The 21,461-nt window shown below is 49.8% G+C and carries 18 protein-coding genes and 2 pseudogenes; 5 read left to right on the forward strand and 15 right to left on the reverse strand.

The window, feature by feature from the left end:
• Window positions 1-481 precede the first annotated feature (481 nt).
• Window positions 482-1,861, reverse strand: a complete 1,380-nt coding sequence (gene nhaC, locus BLT01_RS02825; protein WP_092094368.1) for a Na+/H+ antiporter NhaC — start codon at window positions 1,859-1,861, stop codon at window positions 482-484.
• Between the two features lie 469 nt (window positions 1,862-2,330).
• Here nhaC and BLT01_RS02830 point away from each other — a divergent pair, with 469 nt between their 5' ends.
• Window positions 2,331-3,296 (forward strand): S8 family peptidase, encoded by a 966-nt coding sequence (locus tag BLT01_RS02830; protein WP_092094370.1) that lies wholly within the window; start codon window positions 2,331-2,333, stop codon window positions 3,294-3,296.
• Window positions 3,293-4,084, forward strand: a complete 792-nt coding sequence (locus tag BLT01_RS02835; protein ID WP_092094372.1) for an endonuclease I family protein — start codon at window positions 3,293-3,295, stop codon at window positions 4,082-4,084. The genes BLT01_RS02830 and BLT01_RS02835 overlap by 4 nt, the downstream gene beginning before the upstream one ends.
• Window positions 4,085-4,797: 713 nt before the next feature.
• On the opposite strand, the gene BLT01_RS02840 is transcribed toward BLT01_RS02835, so the two are convergent.
• The 13 genes and pseudogenes from BLT01_RS02840 to BLT01_RS02890 form a co-directional block, all read right to left on the reverse strand.
• Window positions 4,798-5,508 carry a PoNi-like cognate immunity protein gene (locus BLT01_RS02840; RefSeq protein WP_092094374.1) on the reverse strand — a complete coding sequence of 237 codons (711 nt, stop codon included), beginning with the start codon at window positions 5,506-5,508 and terminating at the stop codon, window positions 4,798-4,800.
• Window positions 5,490-5,648 carry a hypothetical protein gene (locus BLT01_RS15160; protein WP_176765008.1) on the reverse strand — a complete coding sequence of 53 codons (159 nt, stop codon included), beginning with the start codon at window positions 5,646-5,648 and terminating at the stop codon, window positions 5,490-5,492. The genes BLT01_RS02840 and BLT01_RS15160 overlap by 19 nt, the downstream gene beginning before the upstream one ends.
• Before the next feature lie 149 nt (window positions 5,649-5,797).
• Window positions 5,798-6,133, reverse strand: a complete 336-nt coding sequence (locus tag BLT01_RS02845) for a PoNe immunity protein domain-containing protein (protein WP_245696849.1) — start codon at window positions 6,131-6,133, stop codon at window positions 5,798-5,800.
• Between the two features lie 522 nt (window positions 6,134-6,655).
• Window positions 6,656-7,369 carry a PoNi-like cognate immunity protein gene (locus BLT01_RS02850; protein ID WP_092094541.1) on the reverse strand — a complete coding sequence of 238 codons (714 nt, stop codon included), beginning with the start codon at window positions 7,367-7,369 and terminating at the stop codon, window positions 6,656-6,658.
• Window positions 7,370-7,372: 3 nt separating this feature from the next.
• Window positions 7,373-8,440: pseudogene (locus BLT01_RS15375) on the reverse strand (T7SS effector LXG polymorphic toxin); the annotation flags it as partial.
• A gap of 76 nt (window positions 8,441-8,516) precedes the next feature.
• Entirely contained in the window at window positions 8,517-9,233 is a 717-nt protein-coding gene (locus BLT01_RS02860; RefSeq protein WP_092094380.1) for a PoNe immunity protein domain-containing protein, read from the reverse strand.
• A gap of 19 nt (window positions 9,234-9,252) precedes the next feature.
• Window positions 9,253-9,417 carry a hypothetical protein gene (locus BLT01_RS15165; protein ID WP_176765009.1) on the reverse strand — a complete coding sequence of 55 codons (165 nt, stop codon included), beginning with the start codon at window positions 9,415-9,417 and terminating at the stop codon, window positions 9,253-9,255.
• Window positions 9,414-10,031 carry a hypothetical protein gene (locus BLT01_RS02865; RefSeq protein ID WP_092094382.1) on the reverse strand — a complete coding sequence of 206 codons (618 nt, stop codon included), beginning with the start codon at window positions 10,029-10,031 and terminating at the stop codon, window positions 9,414-9,416. Before BLT01_RS02865 ends, BLT01_RS15165 begins: the two co-directional genes overlap by 4 nt.
• A 245-nt stretch (window positions 10,032-10,276) precedes the next feature.
• Entirely contained in the window at window positions 10,277-10,990 is a 714-nt protein-coding gene (locus tag BLT01_RS02870; protein WP_092094543.1) for a PoNi-like cognate immunity protein, read from the reverse strand.
• Between the two features lie 4 nt (window positions 10,991-10,994).
• Window positions 10,995-12,560, reverse strand: a complete 1,566-nt coding sequence (locus tag BLT01_RS02875) for a T7SS effector LXG polymorphic toxin (protein ID WP_245696859.1) — start codon at window positions 12,558-12,560, stop codon at window positions 10,995-10,997.
• 199 nt (window positions 12,561-12,759) lie between these two features.
• A pseudogene (locus BLT01_RS15015) lies at window positions 12,760-12,968 on the reverse strand (PoNe immunity protein domain-containing protein); the annotation flags it as partial.
• A complete protein-coding gene (locus BLT01_RS02885) occupies window positions 12,943-13,431 on the reverse strand; it encodes a hypothetical protein (protein WP_092094388.1) in 489 nt (162 codons plus the stop codon). The pseudogene BLT01_RS15015 and the gene BLT01_RS02885, both read right to left, overlap by 26 nt.
• Window positions 13,432-14,512: 1,081 nt before the next feature.
• Window positions 14,513-15,220 (reverse strand): GDSL-type esterase/lipase family protein, encoded by a 708-nt coding sequence (locus tag BLT01_RS02890; RefSeq protein WP_245696850.1) that lies wholly within the window; start codon window positions 15,218-15,220, stop codon window positions 14,513-14,515.
• Window positions 15,221-15,322: 102 nt separating this feature from the next.
• On the opposite strand from BLT01_RS02890, the gene BLT01_RS02895 reads away from it, so the two are divergent.
• Window positions 15,323-15,544, forward strand: coding sequence for a DUF2188 domain-containing protein (locus BLT01_RS02895; protein ID WP_092094390.1), 222 nt, complete (start codon window positions 15,323-15,325; stop codon window positions 15,542-15,544).
• Window positions 15,545-15,719: 175 nt separating this feature from the next.
• Here BLT01_RS02895 and BLT01_RS02900 read toward each other — a convergent pair whose 3' ends face one another.
• Window positions 15,720-16,379: a response regulator transcription factor gene (locus BLT01_RS02900; RefSeq protein WP_092094392.1), complete on the reverse strand. Its 660-nt coding sequence runs from the start codon at window positions 16,377-16,379 to the stop codon at window positions 15,720-15,722.
• A 606-nt stretch (window positions 16,380-16,985) separates the two neighbouring features.
• On the opposite strand from BLT01_RS02900, the gene BLT01_RS02905 reads away from it, so the two are divergent.
• Together BLT01_RS02905 and BLT01_RS02910 are read left to right on the forward strand one after the other, a co-directional pair.
• The gene (locus tag BLT01_RS02905; RefSeq protein ID WP_092094394.1) at window positions 16,986-19,712 is read left to right on the forward strand and encodes a Cna B-type domain-containing protein; all 2,727 of its coding nucleotides are present in this window, start codon (window positions 16,986-16,988) and stop codon (window positions 19,710-19,712) included.
• Window positions 19,709-21,457, forward strand: a complete 1,749-nt coding sequence (locus BLT01_RS02910; protein WP_176765010.1) for a SpaA isopeptide-forming pilin-related protein — start codon at window positions 19,709-19,711, stop codon at window positions 21,455-21,457. Before BLT01_RS02905 ends, BLT01_RS02910 begins: the two co-directional genes overlap by 4 nt.
• The last annotated feature ends 4 nt before the right edge of the window (window positions 21,458-21,461 follow it).

The raw sequence follows: 21,461 nt of genomic DNA on the forward strand, positions 1-21,461 counted from the left end.
ATAATAGTAGCGACAAGCGCCGCAAATGCGACAGCAAACATAAGTGCCTCATGAATAGACACAAGCCTCACCCCCTTTCGGCTGGGAGTGGGCAGATCACCCTTGCATGCCGCACCGCTGTCCTATAATTATACCATTTGCCGATCAAAAACTTACTAGGCAAAGAGTAGGGAATACTATTCTATATAAAGGAATAAAGTAGCATTTTTGTATAAACGTTGTCTCTGAATTCGAGAATGAAGATGCTGATTGCCCTATAGGGGAGCGCATGCCGCCTTGATGGTCAACTATGGACAGATTTCAAAAAGAAGGTGCCCGCTGCGGGGCACCTTCTTTTCAATTATTATAGTAGTCATATCATAAGTATAATAAACGAAGTCGGTCCTCTGCCATCCTTATTCATTCAACGCAAGAATGTTCCATCCATTCCTGCTTGACCGGATGCCTCGCCGCCATATTGCTGCTCAAGCTCTCCCCTAGATCAACTCGGCTGTTTGGACAACCCGATCTGGGTCACGCCGCTCAGGATCGTCAGGACGGGGCTGAGCAGGCAAAACAGGGCGAATGGCACGTAGTCCAAGGTCGGGACACCCAGCACGCCGGCGATGAACACACCGGCGACTCCCCACGGGACAAGCGGGTTGATCACCGTGCCGGTGTCCTCGAGCGCCCGGGATAACGTCTTTTTGTTGTAACCAAGCTTGGTGTATTGCCCTTCAAACGCTTTACCTGTGATGAGGATGGACAAGTACTGCTCGCCGACAAAGAAATTCAGGCCGATTGCCGTGAGGGCTGTTGCGGAAACGAGGCGCACCGCGCTTGTCAGCAGCGCTTCGACTGCCTGCAAAATCGTCGGGATGATCCCCAGCAAAAACAGCAGCCCGCCCATGCCGAGCGCCAGCAACACCAGCGAGATGGAGAACATCATGCTTTCGATACCGCCGCCGGAAAGCACGGCATTCAATTCCTCCACATCGCTGTCCATGACAAATCCGGAAAACAGAATGTCGGCCATTCCCGGAAACGTGATGGACCGGTCCTGGATAAAGGCGATCACCACACTGCTGACAATCCCGGCAGACAAAGTCGGAATCCCCGACACTTTCATCATCGCAAGAACGGCGACAATGACAAACGGGATGAACGCAGCCCAGCCAATATGGCTGTACTCTTTAAGTGCCTGCAGAAACGTTTCGATGTCTTTCGTGTTTTGTCCTCTTTCCGGCGAAAGCACCACAAACACGATGGCCGTGATGATAAACGCCGGAACAGTGGTCCACATCATGTTCTTGATATGTTCAAACAGGGGGACGCCGACGGTTTCGGAAGCGAGGTTGGTCGTTTCCGAAAGCGGGGACATTTTATCTCCCAGAAAAGCTCCGGAAACAATGGCGCCCGCCGTCACCGCCAAAGAGGCATCCAGCGCGGTCGCCATGCCGATAAACGCCACGCCGATCGTCGCTGCGGTCGTGAACGCGCTGCCGATCCCGATTCCCACAATCGACGTCACGACGAAAACAGAGAAATACAGCGGCAAATCCGAGAACAAGTGAAAGCCGTAATACATGAGGCTCGGAATCGTCCCGCTCGCCATCCAGCTGCTGATCAGCATGCCGATAAAGAAAAAGATGTAGACGGCACCCAGGCCCGACGATGCCCCCTGAATCAATCCCTTTTCGAGTTCATTAACGGGAAGGCCCTTGATCTTTCCGTACAGCATCAGGAAAATGATCGCAAAAATGATGGGAAGATGCGGGACCATGCCAAGCGCGATGATCCCGACGCTGATGGATGCGAAAATCACCAGCAACACCAAAACTGCTTCCCAAACCGGTAACCTTAACTTTGCCGACTGCAACATGGTTCTCTCCCCCTTTTTAAAAAAACGCACAAAAAAAGCCCTTCTCCAAATAGGGACGAAGAGGCTTCGCGGTACCACCCTAATTGACAAGAAAAGCTTGCCCACTCTAATCATCTGTCTCAAGCATGCAGATGTAATTCACTTGGGGTCCGCTCGGATTTGCACCAACCATCCGATCTCTTTTTGCTGCGGGAAGCCGAAGCTACTGCGTCTGCTGACAGATTGTCGTTATTTGCCGTGCTGAAGTGTAAGTCTAATTTACGGATGATCCGGCGATTTGTCAACAAGCGGCCTGAAAAGGGAACGGAGCCGGCCGGGGAAATAGCCCCGGTAAGACCGGTGTCCCGGGAATAAGGGCGGTGCCCAATCCCCTACAAATGGCACTGTCATAAACGATTCGGAATTGTTAAAATTAAAAACAACATCATGAACCGGCTTCGATTTGAATCTCTAAAGGGGAGGGGAAGAGATGAAGCATTACGTTCGCGTGATTCCTCACACGGTGGTTCAGCAGGAAGAGTCCGTCAAAGAAGTGCCGAAGGGTGTGGAACTGATCCAGGCGCCGAAAATCTGGGACGAGACCAAAGGCAAGGGGATCAAAGTCGCTGTTTTGGATACGGGCTGTGACGTCAATCACCCTGATCTGAAGGAACGGATTATCGGCGGCCGCAATTTCACAGATGACGACAAAAGCAACCCCGAGATTTATGAGGATTACAACGGGCACGGCACGCATGTGGCCGGCACGATCGCCGCGCAGGAAAACGATGCGGGTGTCGTCGGGGTCGCCCCGGAAGCCGACCTCCTCATCGTGAAGGTCCTGAACCGGAACGGGTCCGGCCAGTACGAGTGGATCATCAAAGGCATCCACTATGCGATCGACCAGGGCGCCGATATCATTTCCATGTCCCTCGGCGGCCCCGTTGATGTCCCCGAGCTTTACAAAGCCGTCAAAGCGGCGGTCGGGGAAAACATCCTCGTCGTCTGCGCGGCGGGCAACGAAGGCGACGGCGATGACTCGACGGACGAATTCGCCTATCCCGGCTGCTACAACGAAGTCATCAGTGTCGGGGCGATCAACCTCGAGCGCGACCCGTCCGAATTCACGAATTCCCATAACGAAGTGGATTGCGTGGCCCCCGGCGAGGAAATCCTCTCCACCCATCTGAACGGAAAATACGCCACGCTCAGCGGCACATCGATGGCCGCCCCTCACGTCTCCGGAGCACTGGCGCTGATCAAAGTGTACGCCACCCAGCAATTCGGAAGAAAGCTGTCGGAACCGGAGCTGTATGCCCAACTGATCAAACGGACCGTTCCGCTCGGCAACTCGCCGAAGCTGGAAGGAAACGGCCTCGTCTATCTGACCGTTCCGGAGCACCTGGCACAAATCTTCACCGAAAAAGTAAAAGCCGCTGTCATGAGTGCGACATGATCAAAGAACCCAGCATTTCGGAAGCGCGGATTGCCGCCCGGACCACCTATATCAACCGCGTGCTGAATGAACCGTATTATGACTCGGAGAAGGATAAAGAAGTGCGGTCCGTCTACTACAGCCAAGTGGATTTCGGGGAAGGAAACCTTCCGGAACACATCCATCCTCTGCTCGCCGGCACGCACAGCCGCCCGCTAAAGTATGCACCGCATCAATACGTCTATCCGTGGGTGGACCTGCAGGAAAACTTCAAGCTGAAAAGCCTGTACTCCGGCACGAGCCTCGATCCGCTCAAGACCATCGAAGAAGACCTGATGCTCCTGCAGACGGAGGACGCCGGCAGCAAGAAACCCGTCTTCAACACGGAACATGTCGTGCCCCAATCCTGGTTCGGTGAAAAAGAGCCGATGAGAGGGGACCTCCATCACCTGTTCGCCTGCGAACCCGCATGCAACAGCATGAGAAGCAACTACCCATACCATGATTTCGAGTCGTACATCCCTGAATTCCGGGCAGAAAAAATCCGGAGCGGCTGCGGAATGGCCGAAGACGGCAAATTCGAACCCGAATATGGGAAGGGGATTGTGGCGCGGGCCGTATTTTATTTTGCGGTGAGATATAAAGACGTGCTGAGGAAAATGGACCTGGAGCTGTTGCTGGCATGGCACCAGGAACACCCCGTGAACGTCTACGAAAAACACCGAAACGCCGCCATCCAGGAACTCCAGGGAAACCGCAACCCGTTTATCGACTATCCGGAGCGGGCGCGGGAGATGCTTGGCAGATGAAGAAAAGCCGCCTGAATCGGGCGGCTTTTTGGTTTCTATTGGGGGCGTTCCCGAGAGTGAGTACTTCCAAAACGGGGACGAGTGCTTCGAACGGGAGCCCCAGTGCTTCCAAATCCTTCGTGAGTGCATCAAAACTTCGCCCCAGTGGCTCGAATGATAGTTCCAGCACACTTAATTGCGGAAGGCCACGGCCTTCCTGCCGGATGAATCGTCCCCCTGAGATTCCGCCAATCAGGGGTGAGTGGTTACCTATGGACAGTGAGTGGTTACCCCGGATAGCTCATTTCCCGATGGGAGGACATTCAGACTTGGGATTGATTTCTGCGGCTGATCAATCGCCGGCTGAATCCGGCGTTCCCTTAGAAGGTTTTTGCCTTTGGGGGGAGGCGAGTGCTTCGAACGAGAGCCCAGTGCTTCCAAATCCTCCGCGAGTGCTTCGAAACTTCGCCCAAGTGGCTCGAATGATAGTAATTGCGTAAGGCCGCGGCCTACCTTCTGATGAATGGCCCTCCACTGAGATCCGGCCAATCGGAGGTGAGTGGTTACCAACGGACGGTGAGTGGTTACCCCGGATGGCTCATTTCCCGATGGGGGCCATTCAGACTTAGGATTGATTACGCACCATGATGACGACATCATTTAACCTGCCTATTTGATCCCAATCGACAGCAAGTACTTGAAAAAGAAAAGCACCAATTGCGGACGCTTTTCTTTCAGTCTTTATAATGAACCATGTCGTACGGGTAGTAGGGGACGTCTTTCAGGTTGCTATCATCCAGCCCCAAGATCTTCGCAACTGCACCACTCTCATAGCTCCAATAACCATTGTAAATGTCATCTTGATGCTTATGACTGTCATGCCACTCGGTGTCCTCGTGCCCAGGATACCAATGGTTTTCAAGGTATGCCTTAATCATCTGAATTTGCTCTTGTTTATCGTTTAAACGAGTGATGCTGATTAATTTTTGATAAGGGTCTTCTTGCAGCAAATAATCGGACAATATCTGTGGAGACGAAACCTTTGATGACAACAAGTAATCAATCAGCGAATCTTTCAAGTCGTGTTCTCTAATCAGTTTTTCTAATTGCTCGAAGTATTTTTGATCAATATCCAACATGATTCCAATAGAGAGAATCCAAAGCATCTCCAGATAATGGCCTTTCCATGCCTTCTGCATTGACTCAATAACATCTGGAACAAAATCCTTGATTTCCTTGAGATCCCTTCCGCCTGAATACATGGCATTTAATTTATTGAAATGAAATAACCTTATTGCTCTAAGTCCGTTTTGTGCTCCTTTATCGTGTATCCCACGCTCTTCAATAACGGAGTTCAATAACTCTTTGAACTCTAAGATTGATTCATCTTCAAATTTAATATATTTATCAAAGTACTGTTCATCTCTTAAAGGATCTCTAACCATTTAACCACTCCTATTTTGCCGAGGTTCCTTCCACGCTCATTGATCAGCTGCTCCGCCAAACCCTCAAACTCAACGATTGCGGAATGATATTGTTCGATATAGTCCTTGAAATAATCCTTGTCTTTCAGGTGGTCTCTCATCAGCATCGATCCCCTTCACTAGCTTACGATACCAACAGTTTACCATTTGGAGATGAGGGCATCAGTGCTGTCTGGGATGTGAGCGGTGACAGGGTCTTTAAAGGGGAAGGGTTTGAAAAAGAAAAGCGCCCATTGCGGACGCTTTTCTTTTAGCCTTTATAGTGAACCATGTCATACGGGTAGTAGGGGACGTCTTTCAGGCTGCTGTCATCCACCCCGAGAATTTTAGAAACTGCGCCGCTTTCAAAGCTCCAGTAGCCGCTATAGATCGGATCCGGATGTTTGTGCGTGTCATGCCAGCCAGAATCTGAATGGCCATTGTACCAGTACTTTTCAAGGTATTTTCTCAAATTCTCCACTTTATTTTCAGCATTAATGACATCTACCAGCTTAGCATAAGGGGTCTTAAACTTAAGATGGCCCTCAAACGTTTCACTACCGTGCAGCTTACCTTGAATCAAAAAATCAAGAAGTCCGTCCTGCAATTCATAACTTCTTACCAATCCCACAAGCCGATGGTGCTTTTTCTAATCGCTTTGAAGAATGGACCCATGGATCACCCATTTGTTTTCCGGATTTTGTCTGTTTAAGTCTTGAGCGATTGTATTTCGCCTCAGCAACAATGAATTTTGGCGGAGGACCGGCATCTTCGTATACTCCATCTATACCTTTAGTAATACTCTGGTCTAACTTCGTAACTCGATCTCTGCTAATTCTATTGTATCCCTGACTCTCATAATGCACATCCATCATCTTCATCTCGCCGTAGTTGCCTTTTTGTTTATTAGTTCGGAGTTTAACATCTCCGGATTCGACGGATTTGATGATGGAGCGCTGCTGAATCTGCGCAACTTCAGGGGCGGTGAAGTGGCGTTTTCCTTTGAGCGCCGTATTGTTGGCGTCGGTTTTGAACCACTTGCCGACGGGGGATTCCTTTCCTTAAAACCATCCTAAACAAATTACCAATAGGTTAACAACAGAAGACGCCCAAAGCGGACGCCTTCTGTTTAATCGTTATAGTGGACCATGTCATACGGGTAATAGGGGACATTCTTCAGGCTGCTGTCATCCAACCCCAATATCTTTACAATAGCCCCGCTTTCAAAACTCCAGTAGCCACTGTAGATATCATCCCTATGTTTATGGGAATCATACCAGCCTGCATCACGATGTCCTTTGTACCAGTACTTTTCAAGATAGGTTTTCATCTTTTCAATCTGGTTCGTTTCTCCATCTGTTTGAATCACTTCAACCAAATTAGCGTAGGGATCCTCAAACAATAGGTTTTCTTTAATGGTTCTGGTGCGTTCTTTCTTGCCTTGAATCAGGAATTCAATCAGACTGTCGTGCAAGTCATACTTTCTGACCAAGCGTTCCAATCGGGCAAATTGTTCATCTTCTATATTGAGCATCACGCCGATTGAGAGCATCCAAAGCATTTTTACATAGTGTCCCCCATCCCAGGAATGTTCGATTGAATCGATCACTTCGTGAAAAAAATCACGTATTTCCGCGATAGAGCAACCTGCTGAGTACATGGCACGTAATTTGTTGAATTTATAATTGGTTAAAGAAATGAATCCGTTCCGAACACCCGGGTCCTCGGCTCCCCTTTGTTCGATTACTATAGAAATCCCATGTTTAAATTTTTTTATTTTCCTGTCTTCCTCAGCCAAGTACTTATCAAAGTAGGATTGGTCTTTGAATTGATCTCTAATCATCATCTAGTCCCCCTTAATAAATCCCCTGTTATCTAGAAATTTCTCAATGATTTCTCCATTAGCTTTAATTCTGATTAATTTACTTTGTACATTATTAGGATTCATAAGTTTTTCATACGCAACTTCTTCAGCTTTTATTTTTCCAATTGCATCCTCTAAACGTTCATCTATCCAGTCGTTGTTCATTTGCCTATGGTGTTTTGTATGTTGTAGCTGTGCTGAATTATATTTAGCTTCGGCTATAATGTACTTCGGTGGTGGTGACGAATTTTCATAAACTCCATCAATTCCTTTAGCAATAGGCTGATCTAACTTCGTTACTCGACCTTCACTAATCCTGGCATATCCCTGACTCTCATAATGCACATCCATCTTCATCTCGCCGTAGTTACCTTTTTGTTGATTGTTTTTCAATTTGGTTTTTCCGGATTCTACAGATTTTATAGCATTCCGCTGCTGGATTTGTGCAACTTCAGTGGCGGTGTAGTGGCGTTTTCCTTTGAACGCGACATCGTTGGTGTCAGCTTTGAACCACTTGCCGATTGGGGTTTCTTTCACCAGTTTAAATCCAAGCTTCCCGGCTTTTACGCCTTTGCCCATCGGCGTCATGCCGAAGATGGCGATGCCTTTTTGCAGGAGGGAGGAGTCCTTGTCGGTGATGGTTTTTAAATCGTCGAACAACATAGTGTCAGCAAACTCTTTTGCAGCGTTGAGGAATCCGTTTTCGCTTTTTGCTTCAGGCTTTTTGGTGCTGTTTCCGATTGCCGCGCTAGGAGCGGTCATCAGCGATTCAGGCGGAAGACCTTCCAGGGTCGAGAATCCGAGTTGAGCAATCCACTGTTCCATTGCCTGGAGTTGGTCTGACACGGGCATCAGCCGGTTTGTCTGTGTGGCGTCGAATTCATTCAGATCACTGACGGTCTGATTCTTTTCCCGGCGTGCATCCAGTACGCCCTCCTGTACCTGACTGTCATCCAAGTGGGGGAGGCTGACGATATCGGCAACCTGGTCCATAATGGCATTGGTCTCATCCGTCAGGTTACTGGAAATCCGGGCAATCTGATTTAGCCCATTCTCTACTTCACTCTAGGTAGTAACTCATAGAAGTGTAGACGAAGAGAAGGCACCCGATGTGGATGCCTTCTTGTTACTTCTTATAATGGACCATATCATACGGGTAATAGGGGACATCTTTCAGGCTGCTGTCGTCGAGCTTGAGGATTTTTGCCACCGCTCCGCTTTCAAAACTCCAGTATCCACTGTATATTGGATCTCGGTGTTTATGAGAGTCATACCACCCGGAATCGCTATGGCCGGTGTACCAGTACTTTTCCAGATAAAGCTTCAATTTTTTTAACTGCTCCTCTTTGTCCGGGTTGTCTATTACATCAGCCAATTTGGCGTAAGGGCGATTGTAAAGAAGTTCACCACTAAGATTTTTTTTGTCACCTTGCTCTTTCCCTTTAATCAGAAATTCCAAAAGACCGTCTTGCACATTGTATTTCCTCACGAGTCCAACCAGTCTGTCAAACTGGTCGTTTGCTACATCTAACATGACTCCAATGGATAACATGCGGAGCATCTCTTCATAGTTTTCTCCATTCCATGACTTCTCCAATACTCCAATGACATCAAGGAAAAAGTCTCGGACCTCATTTATAGGGTGACTTGAGGAATAAAGTGCCTCTAACTTTGATAAGTAATAACCGGTCAATATGATGTATCCGACACGCACTCCATCATCATGTTCGCCTCGTTGCTGTATGACCATCTTTATTGCTTTAGAATACTTTTCAATCCTGGCAGTTTCATCTTGAATAAATTTTTCGAAATAAAGGTCGTCTTTTAAAAAGTCCCTTGCCATTATGATTCTCCTTACAATCCTAATCGATTACTTTCTCGATTACTTCTCCACCCGGTTTTATACGAAGCAATTTCTTTTGGATGTTATCAGGATTATACAGCCTTTCAAATGCTATCTCATCAGCCTTTTCTAAGCCGACTGCATTCTTTAGACGACGTGCCTCAAATACCCAATTATCACTCATCTGTTGATTTCCCTTTTCGGGTCCTTAATAGTAGCTTTGCCAAGTCTCGAGGTATTATATTTTGCCTCTGCAATAATAAACTTTGGCGGAGGAGTTGAATTTTCGTAGACACCATCAATGCCTTTAGCAATAGGCTGATCTAACTTCGTTACTCGACCTTCACTAATCCTGGTATACCCCTGACTCTCATAATGTACATCCATCTTCATCTCGCCGTAGTTGCCTTTTTGTTGATTGTTTTTCAATTTGGTTTTTCCGGATTCTACAGATTTTATAGCATTCCGCTGCTGGATTTGTGCAACTTCAGTGGCGGTGAAGTGGCGTTTTCCTTTGAGCGCCGCATTATTAGCGTCAGCTTTGAACCACTTGCCGACTGGGGTTTCCTTCACCAGTTTAAATCCAAGCTTCCCGGCTTTTACGCCTTTGCCCATCGGCGTCATGCCGAAGATGGCGATGCCTTTTTGCAGGAGAGAGGAGTCCTTGTCTGTAATGGTTTCCAGATCGTCGAGTAGTGCAAAATCCGCTAAGTCTTTTGCGACCTTGAGGAATCCGTTCTCGCTGTCTGCTTCGGGTTTTCCGGTGCTGTTTCCGATTGTCGCGCTAGGAGCGGTCATCAGTGATTCAGGAGGAAGTCCTTCCAGGTTTGAGAAGCCGAGGTTCCTTCATTCTCCATCACCTTCTTCTGCGGATTGCACAGCAAAAATCAATTACCAATAGTTTACCATTGGGGGTTGGCCGAGGGACTGCGACGTTTAGCCCGTTTTTGCTAGAGGGTGGAAGGAGGATGGACGCTGTCTTATAGGTAAGAACTCACAGAAGAGCAGACGGAGAGAAGGCACCCGATGTGGATGCCTTCTTGTTACTTCTTATAGTGGACCATGTCATACGGGTAGTAGGGTACACCCTTCAAACTCTCGTCATTCAGCCCCAAGATCTTCGCAACCGCACCGCTCTCATAGCTCCAATAACCTGTATAGATGGCATCCCAATGTTTATGGCTATCATGCCATCCGGTGTCTTCGTGGCCATCATACCAGTGAATCTCAAGATATTCCTTCAGCTTTTGGACCTGCTGTTTTTGATTATCCAAGTAGATCAGGTTAAAAAGATTTTGGTAAGGATCTTCGTGCAGCAATGGGCTGTTGCTTTCATTGGAAGCCAGACCTCTCGAGGACAAGAGGAAATCGATCAAAGCATCTTCCAATTCATAGGTCCTGATCAGCTCTTCTAGCCGGGCTAAATCAGAGTCATCTATTTCAAGCATGATTCCAATGGAGAGGAGCCAAAGCATTTGGATATAGTGACCGCCGCTCCATGCATTCTCCATTGTATCAATAACTTCTGGTATAAAGTCTCGTATATTTTCTAATGGAACGCCGCCTGAATACATGGCATTCAATTTATTGAAGTTGTAAGTGTTTAATGAAATAAAACCATTTTGCACACCTTCATCTTCTATCCCGCGTTCCGCAATCACGACTTTTAACAGATCTTTAAATTCGTCAATGCTCTCATTTTCGGACTCCAAATACTTTTTGAAATAGTTTTCATCTCTTAAGGAATCTCTAACCACGCAATCACTCCATTTCTTTAAAGCCATCCTTATTAAGATGTTTTATATCTGTTTTCCCCTCTTTGGATACTTTTACAAGATCCTTTCTAACGTTGTTTGGGTTAAGGAGTTTCTCCTTGTTGAGTTCTTTGGTTTTTTGTTTGCCTATTGCATTTTCAAGTCTATCTGACACCCAAATGTCATCCATCTGTCTTCTTCCATCTTTTAAATTCTTTAATCGGGATTTATTATATTTGGCTTCCGCAATTACAAATTTAGGCGGTGGGGATGAATTTTCATAAACTCCATCAATTCCTTTAGCAATAGGCTGATCTAACTTCGTAACTCGATCTCTGCTAATTCTATTGTATCCCTGACTCTCATAATGCACATCCATTTTCATCTCGCCGTAGTTGCCTTTTTGCTGGTTGTTTTTCAGTTTGGTTTTTCCGGATTCTACATATTTTATAGCATTCCGCTGCTGGATTTGTGCAACTTCAGTGGCGGTGTAGTGGCGTTTTCCTTTGAGTGCCGTATTGTTGGCGTCAGTTTTGAACCACTTGCCTACTGGGGTTTCCTTCACCAGTTTAAAACCAAGCTTCCCGGCCTTCACTCCTTTGCCCATCGGCGTCATGCCGAAGATGGCGATGCCTTTTTGCAGGAGGGAGGAGTCCTTGTCCGTGATGGTTTCCAGATCATCGAGTAGTGCAAAATCCGCTAAGTCTTTTGCAACCTTGAGGAATCCGTTCTGGCTTTCTGCTTCTGGTTTTTCGGTGCTGTTTCCGATTGCAGCATTAGGAGCAGTCATCAGTGATTCAGGAGTGATACCTTCGAGAGTGGAGGAGCCAAGGTTCCTTCCATTGTACAAAACATTCTGGGGGTTCTCCATGCCGTTCAGGCCGTTGACGCTATCCATCGTTGCGGATTGGTGTGCCAGTCCTTGCTGGAGCGGAGACCTGGCCACCACTGCGGCCCATTGCTGTGTAGGGAAATCAACGCCAGTCAATCCGCTCTGGAACAAGGATTCGATTTGAGCGATCCACTGTTCCATTGCCTGGAGTTGGTCTGATACGGGCATCAGCCGGTTTGTCTGTGTGGCGTCGAATTCATTCAGATCACTGACGGTCCGATTCTTATCTCGGCGTGCATCCAGTACGCCCTCCTGTACCTGACTGTCATCCAGGTGGGGGAGGCTGACGATATCGGCAACCTGGTCCATGACGGCATTGGTCTCATCCGTCAGGTTACTGGAGATCCGGGCAATTTGATTGAGCCCATTCTCCACTTCACTTTCAATAAAACCTTCATCTATGTAGCCGTCGGGGGCAGGCTCCAGCGCATCCGCTGCGGATTCGATGCCGGCCAATGTGCTGTGGAAGTTCTCTTTGAACAGGAGAAAGTACTCGAGAAAAGGCAGGTGGCATTCCTGATAAAATCTCCTGATGGCGTCTCCGCCCTGGCCTTTCAGTGCTTCGTTCAGTTGGACCAGTTCTCTGACGGAGTCCATAATGAGCGTCATTTCGCTCTCCAGCAGGTTCAATGTCTCCTTATTGCGCGCCAGCCCCTCCTCAAACGCGGGGGCATCCAACACCTTCAATCTCCATCACCTTCTTCTGCGGAATGCACAGCATTGATCAATTACCAATAGTTTACCATTGAGTATTGACCAAGGGACTGCGACGTTTAGCCCGTTTTTGCTAGATGGTGGAAGGAGGATGGACGCTGTCTTATAGGTAAGAACTCACAGAAGAGCAGACGGAGAGAAGGCACCCAATGTGAATGCCTTCTTGTTAATTCTTATAGTGAACCATGTCATACGGATAATAGGGGACATTCTTTAGGCTGCTGCCATCCAGCCCCAAGATCTTCGCCACGGCACCACTGTCAAAACTCCAGTAACCGTGTAGATATCATCCCGGTGTTTATGAGTATCGTACCAACCAGCATCTTCGTTGCTGTCATACCATTACTTCTCAAGATATTCTTTTAATTCCTGCATCACTAGTGCGTAAGTGCTCCATTAATTTATCGAATGCTTGTTCAATAACCCAAAATATAAAAGCAGCAACTGCTCCAAAAAGCATAGACAGGAGAAATGCGGGAATGATCACAGTATCGTACATTGTGAGTATCGCCAGCAGCACAGATATCCCTGCGCCACTGAGCAGATACACCTTTAGCTTTTTAACCTGACTGTCAACATATTGACTGACGGTCCATGACACGCCTATCCCAAAAATAAAATAGATCGGTGCAACGTAAAAAGAATATAAAATAAATAACTCGGTAAAGGCAAAATGATAGACACCTGGTTCCATCTCATCCTTCGGCGTGTATCTCAATAGGCTGATTAATGCCGTTAGGATAGGTGTAGAAACCAGGGCTGCTAGGAATTTTGACAAATAGGCCACCCCATTCTCTCTGATATCTGCGCCGTGAATTCGCCTGCTTGCGCCGCTCAATTGAACGGGTTTACCCTTCTTATTAACCCTTATAGAAGACCATGTCATACGAATAGCAGGGGGCGTCTTTCAGGCTTTTCTATTAGTTTAACTGAAATCGGTTGTTGTGAGTGGGGATTGATGGGAATTCACCGTTTGTACGTTGTTAGATTAGGGGTGGAGGTGGCAATTCATCCAAAAGGAGAAGGAAGGCCGAGGCCTTCCTTCATTAAATGTGCTGGAACCCATCATTCGAGTCACTCGGGCGAAGCTTCGAAGCACTCGCATAGGATTTGGGAGCACTGGGGGCCCCGCTCGAAGCACTCGCCCTCACCACGGCAAACCCCTTCTGAAAGGAACGCCGGCCAAGGCCGGCGATTGAACTGCCGTAGAAATCAATCCCAAGTCTGAATGGACCCCATCGGCGATGAGCAACCCGAGGTAATCACTCGCGGTCCGTAGGTAACCACTCACCCCCGATTGGCGGAATCTCAGTAGGGCGCGAAGGCGGCTTTTCATTTAGAAGGAAGGCCTCGGCCTTCCTCCATTAAGTCTGCTGGAACTATCATTCGAGCCACTGGGGCAAGGTTTCGAAGCACTGGCGGGAGATTTGGAAGCACTGGGGCTCCCTTTCGAAGCACTCGCCACCATTTTGGAAGCACTCGCCCACGCCAATGCAAAACCCTTCTGAAGGGAACGCCAGCCACGGCCGGCGATTGATCTGGCGAAGTAACCATTCACAAGGCTGCAAGGCTCCCATAGGCAATGAGCCACCCGAGGTCATCATTCATCCCAAATTGGCAGAATCTCAGTAGGGGGCGAGGCGGGAGTTCATGCCTTGTTCGTAGGGAAAGTTTCGTCATTCGTTTGCTCAGTTTCGTCATTGGGCCGTAAAGTTTCGTCATTCGCACCGGCGAGTAGCGCGAATGACGAAACCGGGGAGCGGAATGACGAAACTAAGTGTGCGAATGGCGAAACCGGAGGGGCGAATGACGAAACCGGCTGCCGCATGCTGTTTTCGTCGGATGCGTGAGCCTGCCGCTGCCAGGATGCCAGATCACCTTCTAAGACAAAAAGCCACCGGCGCCGCCGGTGGCTTTTCCTATCGCTTCATCTTTTCCATCCATACGTCGTAGCCGGCGCCGTTCAGGTGGACGCCGTCGATTGTGTATCGCTGATCAAGCTGGCCTTTATCATCCAGAAACGCCGGATGCAGATCGATCAAGTGGGCGCCACTTTCTTCGGCGACTTTCCTCAGGATCCCGTTATACTTCGCAATCTCCTCGTCACGGATCGAGTTCCCGATCAAATCATAGTTCACTGGAAGGATCGAAAATAGCGTCACCTCGGTTTTCCCATGATCGAACGCCCCGACGATTTTCCTGACATTCTTTTCGTACTCCTCCGGCCCGATGCCTTCCATGATGTCGTTGATGCCGACCAGTATGTACGCTTCCTTCGGTTCGCGCTCCGCGACTTCCTTGATGCGGTGCAGCACATTATAGGATGTGTCATCGCGGATCCCGCGGTTGATCACGGTTTCGCCGGGGAAATACTCGCCGAACTGTCCGTGGTCGGTCAGGCTGTCGCCGATAAATGCCTTGTCGACCGGGGCATCGGCCGGCGCCGCCTCGAACACGGATTTCTGGTTCAGGTAATAGTCGTTGAACGGCTGGTCGGAAGTGAGCGCACGCCATTGCGTTTTAAGAAACCGCTCGCCGCCGTTCATCTGGATATAAAACGCTGCCGCCCCGACCAGCAGCACATTCAGTGCAATCGAAACAATAAGTGCGGCCTTCATAATCTTCATGATGTCATCTCCCTGCTGAGTCAATAATGGCTTTTTACCCGATTTGGCCGGCCGGGAATCAGGGTAGAGAATAATAAATTCAGAGTGGAAGGAATGAGGCACATGGGCAAGAACCAGCACGTTGTCCCGGTGAACGGCGGATGGGCAGTGAAAGCGGAAGGGGAATCGGAGCCGTCCCACACCGTTGGCACCCAGCAGGAAGCGTTTGAAATCGGCCGGAACATCGCGAAAAAAGAACGCTCCGAACTTCTGATCCACGGTGAAGACGGGAAAATCCGGGAAAGGAACACCTACGGAAAAGACCCGCATCCGCCAAGAGGATAAGGAACGAACCGGCAGGTAACCACTCACAGCCGAAAGGTCATCACTCATAACCGAAACCGGCCGCCGTTGTCTCCATTGGGAGAACAGCGGCGTTTTTTAGTTCAAAGAATTTCGTCGCTTCAATTAAAAAGGGACCCCGGCCACAGTACCGGAGTCACATGATTGCTGTCTTTTTTCACACTGAAGCTTCGCACTGATACTGGACCAGGCCCACTTCATTTGCATAGAGCGCAGCTTGTGTACGATCGCTGAGGTCCAACTTCGCGAGAATTTGGCTCATATGCTTTTTTACAGTGTTTTCGGTTATGAATAGTTTTTTGGCTATTTGCTTATTGGAATAACCTTTCCCCAAAATCCGCAATACTTCTTTTTCTTTCGAAGTTAATAGCTTCAACCGCTTACTGTGCGGGTGAGGCTTATGTTGACTATGCAGAATCATATCCATAATAGCGGGGTCGTAATACTTTCCGCCCCGATAAATGGTTTGTAAGGCATAAACGAATTCTTCAGGATACGCACCAAGGGAAATATATCCTTCTACTTTTGTATCCATGGTTAAGGGTGACAGGAACGGGACTGTCTCATTTAGAGGAATAAGAACGGCGAATTTGCAAGTCACCCCCAATTCTCTCACCTCAGCAATCAAATCAAATCCATTTTCTTTTCCCAACTGAATATGGACAATCACCAAGTCCGGTTTTTTCTTTTGAATGAGGTCCAATGCTTCTTGTTTGTTTTTCGCTTCTCCTTTTATATCCATCCGTTCTTGCAGGGATAGGATGGAACGAAGACCTTTCCTGACAAGAGTCTGATCATCCACTAATATAATTTTCATCAATTTCGTCCCCTTTACTCAGATAGATGAACGCCGGATGCAAGCGACAGGTAACGCATTTAAGGAAGAAAAAAATTAACTCTAAGATGAGTGAAGCACTCTATTTGATCTGGAGACTGTAAACGCTGCGGCAAGAAGTGCAGGGGCAAATAGACTATGTATGAATATATTAGCAAAAAGTGGTATAGATGGAATGGTCCAAATGTACCATAACCATTCGCCGTCAGAGGGGGTCAAAACTACCCGATAGAGGGGCGAGCAATCAGAATCCACTCTATATACTAGCAATAGTTCCATTCGTTGAATTTTGGAAACTCTGAGGGAGGAGGTTGGCGCGCTTCAAAAGTCATTTGAAAATGGAAGTTCGATGCGAATTACACAGTCATGGTGCGCCTCCGAGGGGAGAACAGCGGCGGCTTTTTTGGTAATGCCTCAAACTGTTACATAAGTCCTCGTTGAAGGAAAACGGTTAATCAAAATTTATTTCCGGTTTGGGTCATAATCCCTCTTAAGCTTTCATAAATATAGGTATGTAGGGCTTGTTTTGCTCTATCATCAAGTATTTTGCGAGTTGAACAACTACAGATAGCGAAAGGAGGAGGGGTCATGTCGAGACTCAAGGGGCTATCGGCTGTGCTGGCTGTGCTTTTAGTCCTGCAGCTGATGGTTCCGGTTTTCGGAAACGCACAGTCGGATGATGCCGGCCGGATCAAGATCGAGAAAACCTCCCAAACCGCGGAGTCGGTCCAATGGCAAGTGACCGTGAATGCGTCCGGCGCCGAACATGACGGCATCCGGGCGAAGATCACCTTCGGCGCAGGCCTGACACCGGCAGCAGTCGCCGGGATCCCGGCCGATCAGGTGTCCGACACGGGCGACGGCTACTCGGTCCAGCTGCCCGCGGGCAGCGGCGCCTCAGCCATCAAGGTAACGGCGAGCGTCACCGACTCCATCCCTGACTTCCATGAGATCAAAGCCGTCGCCGACTACCCGGATGGGACATTCCAGGCAGCCGACCGAGCCGCAACGATCAAACCTGAGGTCAAGGAAGAGGACAAGCCGGCTGAAAAGCAGGACACCAAAGCCGAGGAGACGGTAACAAAGGAAAACACCGAGCCGGCTGCGCAGTCCGAAAAAGAAGCGGAGCAACCGGCCGAAGAAACGAAGTCCCCTGCAAAGGAAGCCGCTCCGGCTGAGCAACCTGAGGAACAACCGGCCGGAAACGAAACCGCTCCTGAGCCATCTGCAGATCTTGAAGAGGCGGACCAAGCAGAAACACCGCCTAAAGAAGCAGAACCGAAAAAAGACGACTCCGCCCCTGAAAAAGCACCGGCAGGCAAGACAGAGTCGGACGTTATAGAAAAAGAAACCGTCTTTGGCACTGCGGCGCCGGTTGCCGTGGAGGCGGAAGTGATGGCGTCGTTGAATGTGCCTTCTCCGTATTACGCCCTTGATCCGAATGCCATAGTCGTCCCGACCACTCTGGAAGGGGTTTCGACCAACTCACATACGATGCCGCTTCTGATGTGGGTAAACGGCAACACGGTTTACGTGGCGGTCAGATCCACGCATGAACTTAACTATATGGAATTGGCAGGGGTCAAAACGACCGATTCCAACAAGCATGCGTCCATGCAATCAATTTTTATCGGTGGTGCAGAGAAAAAACCTGATGCAGGTATCCAAGGAAATACCAAAGATGCGCGGTGGACCGTATACAAGTTTAATAAGGATGCTCTTAATCTACTCGACAACGCCACCCATAAATTCTTCGTCGATGGAATCGGTAACGGCCATGACGTAGGCGGGCAACTGGTCGTCACCATCCCCAACACCACGGTAACCGGCAACAAAGTCTGGGTCGGCGGAACCGAGCGGCCTGCCATCACGCTGCAGCTGATCGCCCAAGCGCTAGGTGAGACAAAGCGGACCCTCGGAACAAAGGTCGTCAACGGGACGGAAACTCCGGCCTGGACGCATACATGGACATATGTCCCTAAGTACAATCCGGTCGGCAGTCCCTACACCTACACCCTAGACGAAGCATCCGTCCCGCCCAACTACACGAAAACGCTCGACGGCCTGACCGTGACGAACACGTACAATCCCGAGCAGCTGAAGATCAACGTCAACAAAGTCTGGATCGGGCCGGAGGACGGACCGGTCACCGTTCGGCTGATCGCCGACGGCAGGGACACCGGAAAAACCGTGACGCTTGATCGGGAGAAAAGCTGGGCGGGTTCGTTCACGGTGAACCGGTTGGATGACAAAACCGGCAAGCCGATCAGCTACACCGTAAAGGAAGTGCCGGTGCCCGGGTATTCCACTCAACTGACCGGATCCGTCAAAGACGGGTTCACGTTTACGAACACGCACGACGGGACGGTCGACATCAAGGTAAATAAAGTATGGATCGGCCCGGCGGCGGAGTCGGTGACGGTCAGCCTTCTGGCGGACGGCACGCCGACCGGGAAGACGCTCATTCTTAATGAAGGAAATGACTGGCGCGGCGCGTTCTCCGGCCTCCGGAAGTATGATGCGAAAACCGGAGCGGAGATCGCCTATAGCGTGGAAGAAGTCCGGGTACCGGACTATTCCCCGAAAGTGACCGGCTCACCGGAAACCGGCTTCACCCTCACCAATACGAATGACGCCACGACAAGCGTCGATGTCCGCAAAGAATGGGTCGGGCCTGAAGCCGGACCGGTCACGATCGAGCTTCTGGCGGACGGCGAGGCAACCGGGGAAACAGTCGTCCTGAGCGGGGAAAACAATTGGTCCGGCGCGTTCCGTGACCTCCGGATGTACGATGCCGAGACCGGTGAGGCGATCCGCTATACCGTGACGGAGTCCGAAGTGCCGGAGCGGTACGAAGTGTCCTACAGCACCGGTGAAAATGGCGAGTTCATCGTCACGAACACCGCGATCAGCGGCTCGCTCACCGTCACCAAGGTCGATGAGGCCGGTGACCCGCTCGCCGGAGCCGAATTCGAGCTCCGGAACCAGGACGGAACCGTCATCGGCACCGGAACGAGCGGGGCGGACGGCAAGATCATCTTTGAAAACCTCGACTGGGGCAACTATTTGCTTGTCGAAACGAAAGCGCCGGAAGGCTACCGGCTCCTGACGAAACCGATTGAGATCAAAATCGGCGCAGACCGATTGGATATCAAAGAGACGGTCGAAAACACCCCGACGGACTGGGAGCTTCCTGCCACCGGCGGCTTCGGCACCATTCCGTTCTACATGGCGGGCGTCATGATGATGGCAGCGGCGGTGTTCACGCTGCGGAAGAAAAAAGAGAATGTACGAGTGAGAGGAGAATGGAAATGAAACAACGAAAAAAATCGCTCCGACTCTGGTCGGCGCTGCTGCTGTTCATGGCGCTGCTGATTCCCCAGATGGCGTTTGCCTACACGACAACGGGGTCTGCGGACAACCCGAGCCTCACCATCCACAAATTCGAGCAAGAGCCGGGAACGGGTGCCGGTGATGAAGGGGACGGGAATCCCGGGCAAAATGCTGAGGGCACGCCTGTCGAAGGTGTCGAATTCACCCTGACCCAGACGCACAGTTATAATCCTGAAACCGATACATGGACAGAAAAGAGCGGCGCTGAAATCAAAGGCACGACAGGCGCTGACGGAACCGTCACCTTCACGAAGGCGAACGGCCTCGAGCTCGGCCGCTATGGAGTGAAGGAAACAAACGGCCCTGATCATATCGTCCTGAACACAGAAATCTTCTACGTCGACATCCCGATGACGAACAAGGAAGGGAATGCGCTCAACTACAACGTCCACATCTACCCGAAAAACGAAACGATCCGTTCCGGTGTAGAACTGAAGAAGGTGGATGAGAACGGGAAACCGCTGGCAGGCGTCACATTCAAGCTCTTTAATGAAGACGGTTCTCCGGCCGTGGACAACGAAAACAATGAAGTTCCCGCACTTACCACCGATAACAACGGCCTGATCAGCGTCTCGGGCCTGGCAGCAGGCAAGTACTATTTCCAGGAAACCGCCGTTCCGGATGGCTACGCGCTGAACACCACAAAAGTCGCGTTTGCCGTGAAGAAAGTCGGCGAAAAACAAGAAATCAAAGTGGTCTGGGACAACGTCGCCCGGTTTGCGGAAAATGGCACCGTCACCAACTACGTGATCCCGACGGTCGACAAGGACGCCAACGGCGAGAAGGAGCTCGACTTCGACCGCGACAAGGTGTACAGCTACAACATCACCATCAATACCCCTAAAGATATCGATCTGTACAAAGCGCTCGTCGTCACGGATGAACTCGACAGACGCCTGACGTATGCCGGTAACTGGAAAGTGACCGGAGCGCCTGAGGGTAGCTTCACGTTCACCCAGGACGGCCAGACACTCAAGTGGACTGCAGATCCGAAACAGCTGACCGGAGGCGGCAAAATCACCATCACCTTCGACGCAAAGATCAAGCCGGACGCCATCGCAGAAGACGGCATCCCGAACACCGTCAAGCTCGACTTCGACAACAGCTTTGGCTGGTCCACCATCGACGGGCCGGCAAAACCAGAAGAACCGGAAACACCGCCGGTCGTCACACCGACACAGGGTAACCTGAACGTGATCAAGATTGATGCGGCAGACGGCAAGAAACTGAAGGGAGCGGAATTCAAACTCACTTCCGATAAAGAAGGCAAAAACATCATCGATACTTCTGCGATGGGCGATGTCGTCAAGTGGAACGGAAACACTTACAACGGGCCGCTTGAGACCTTAAAGACACGTGCAGACGGAACGTTCGACATCACGGGACTCACGCCGGGCACTTACTATCTCCACGAGACAAAGGCACCGACGTACACGGATGGCGAAGGCAACCTGAAGTCCTATCGCCTCCTGACAACAGCGATCGAAATTAAGATAGTGGACGATGAGACAGCAAAAGCTGAGGTCAAAAACTCCAAGTCCGCCTGGGTCCTCCCGACAACCGGCGGTCTCGGAACCACACTCTTCACAGGGGTCGGCCTCATGCTCATGATGAGCGCATCCGTGCTCTTCATGCGCCGGCGCCAAACAGATACGACGAAAGACTAATAAA

This window comes from Bhargavaea beijingensis, from assembly GCF_900101985.1.
Taxonomy (GTDB): domain Bacteria; phylum Bacillota; class Bacilli; order Bacillales_A; family Planococcaceae; genus Bhargavaea; species Bhargavaea beijingensis.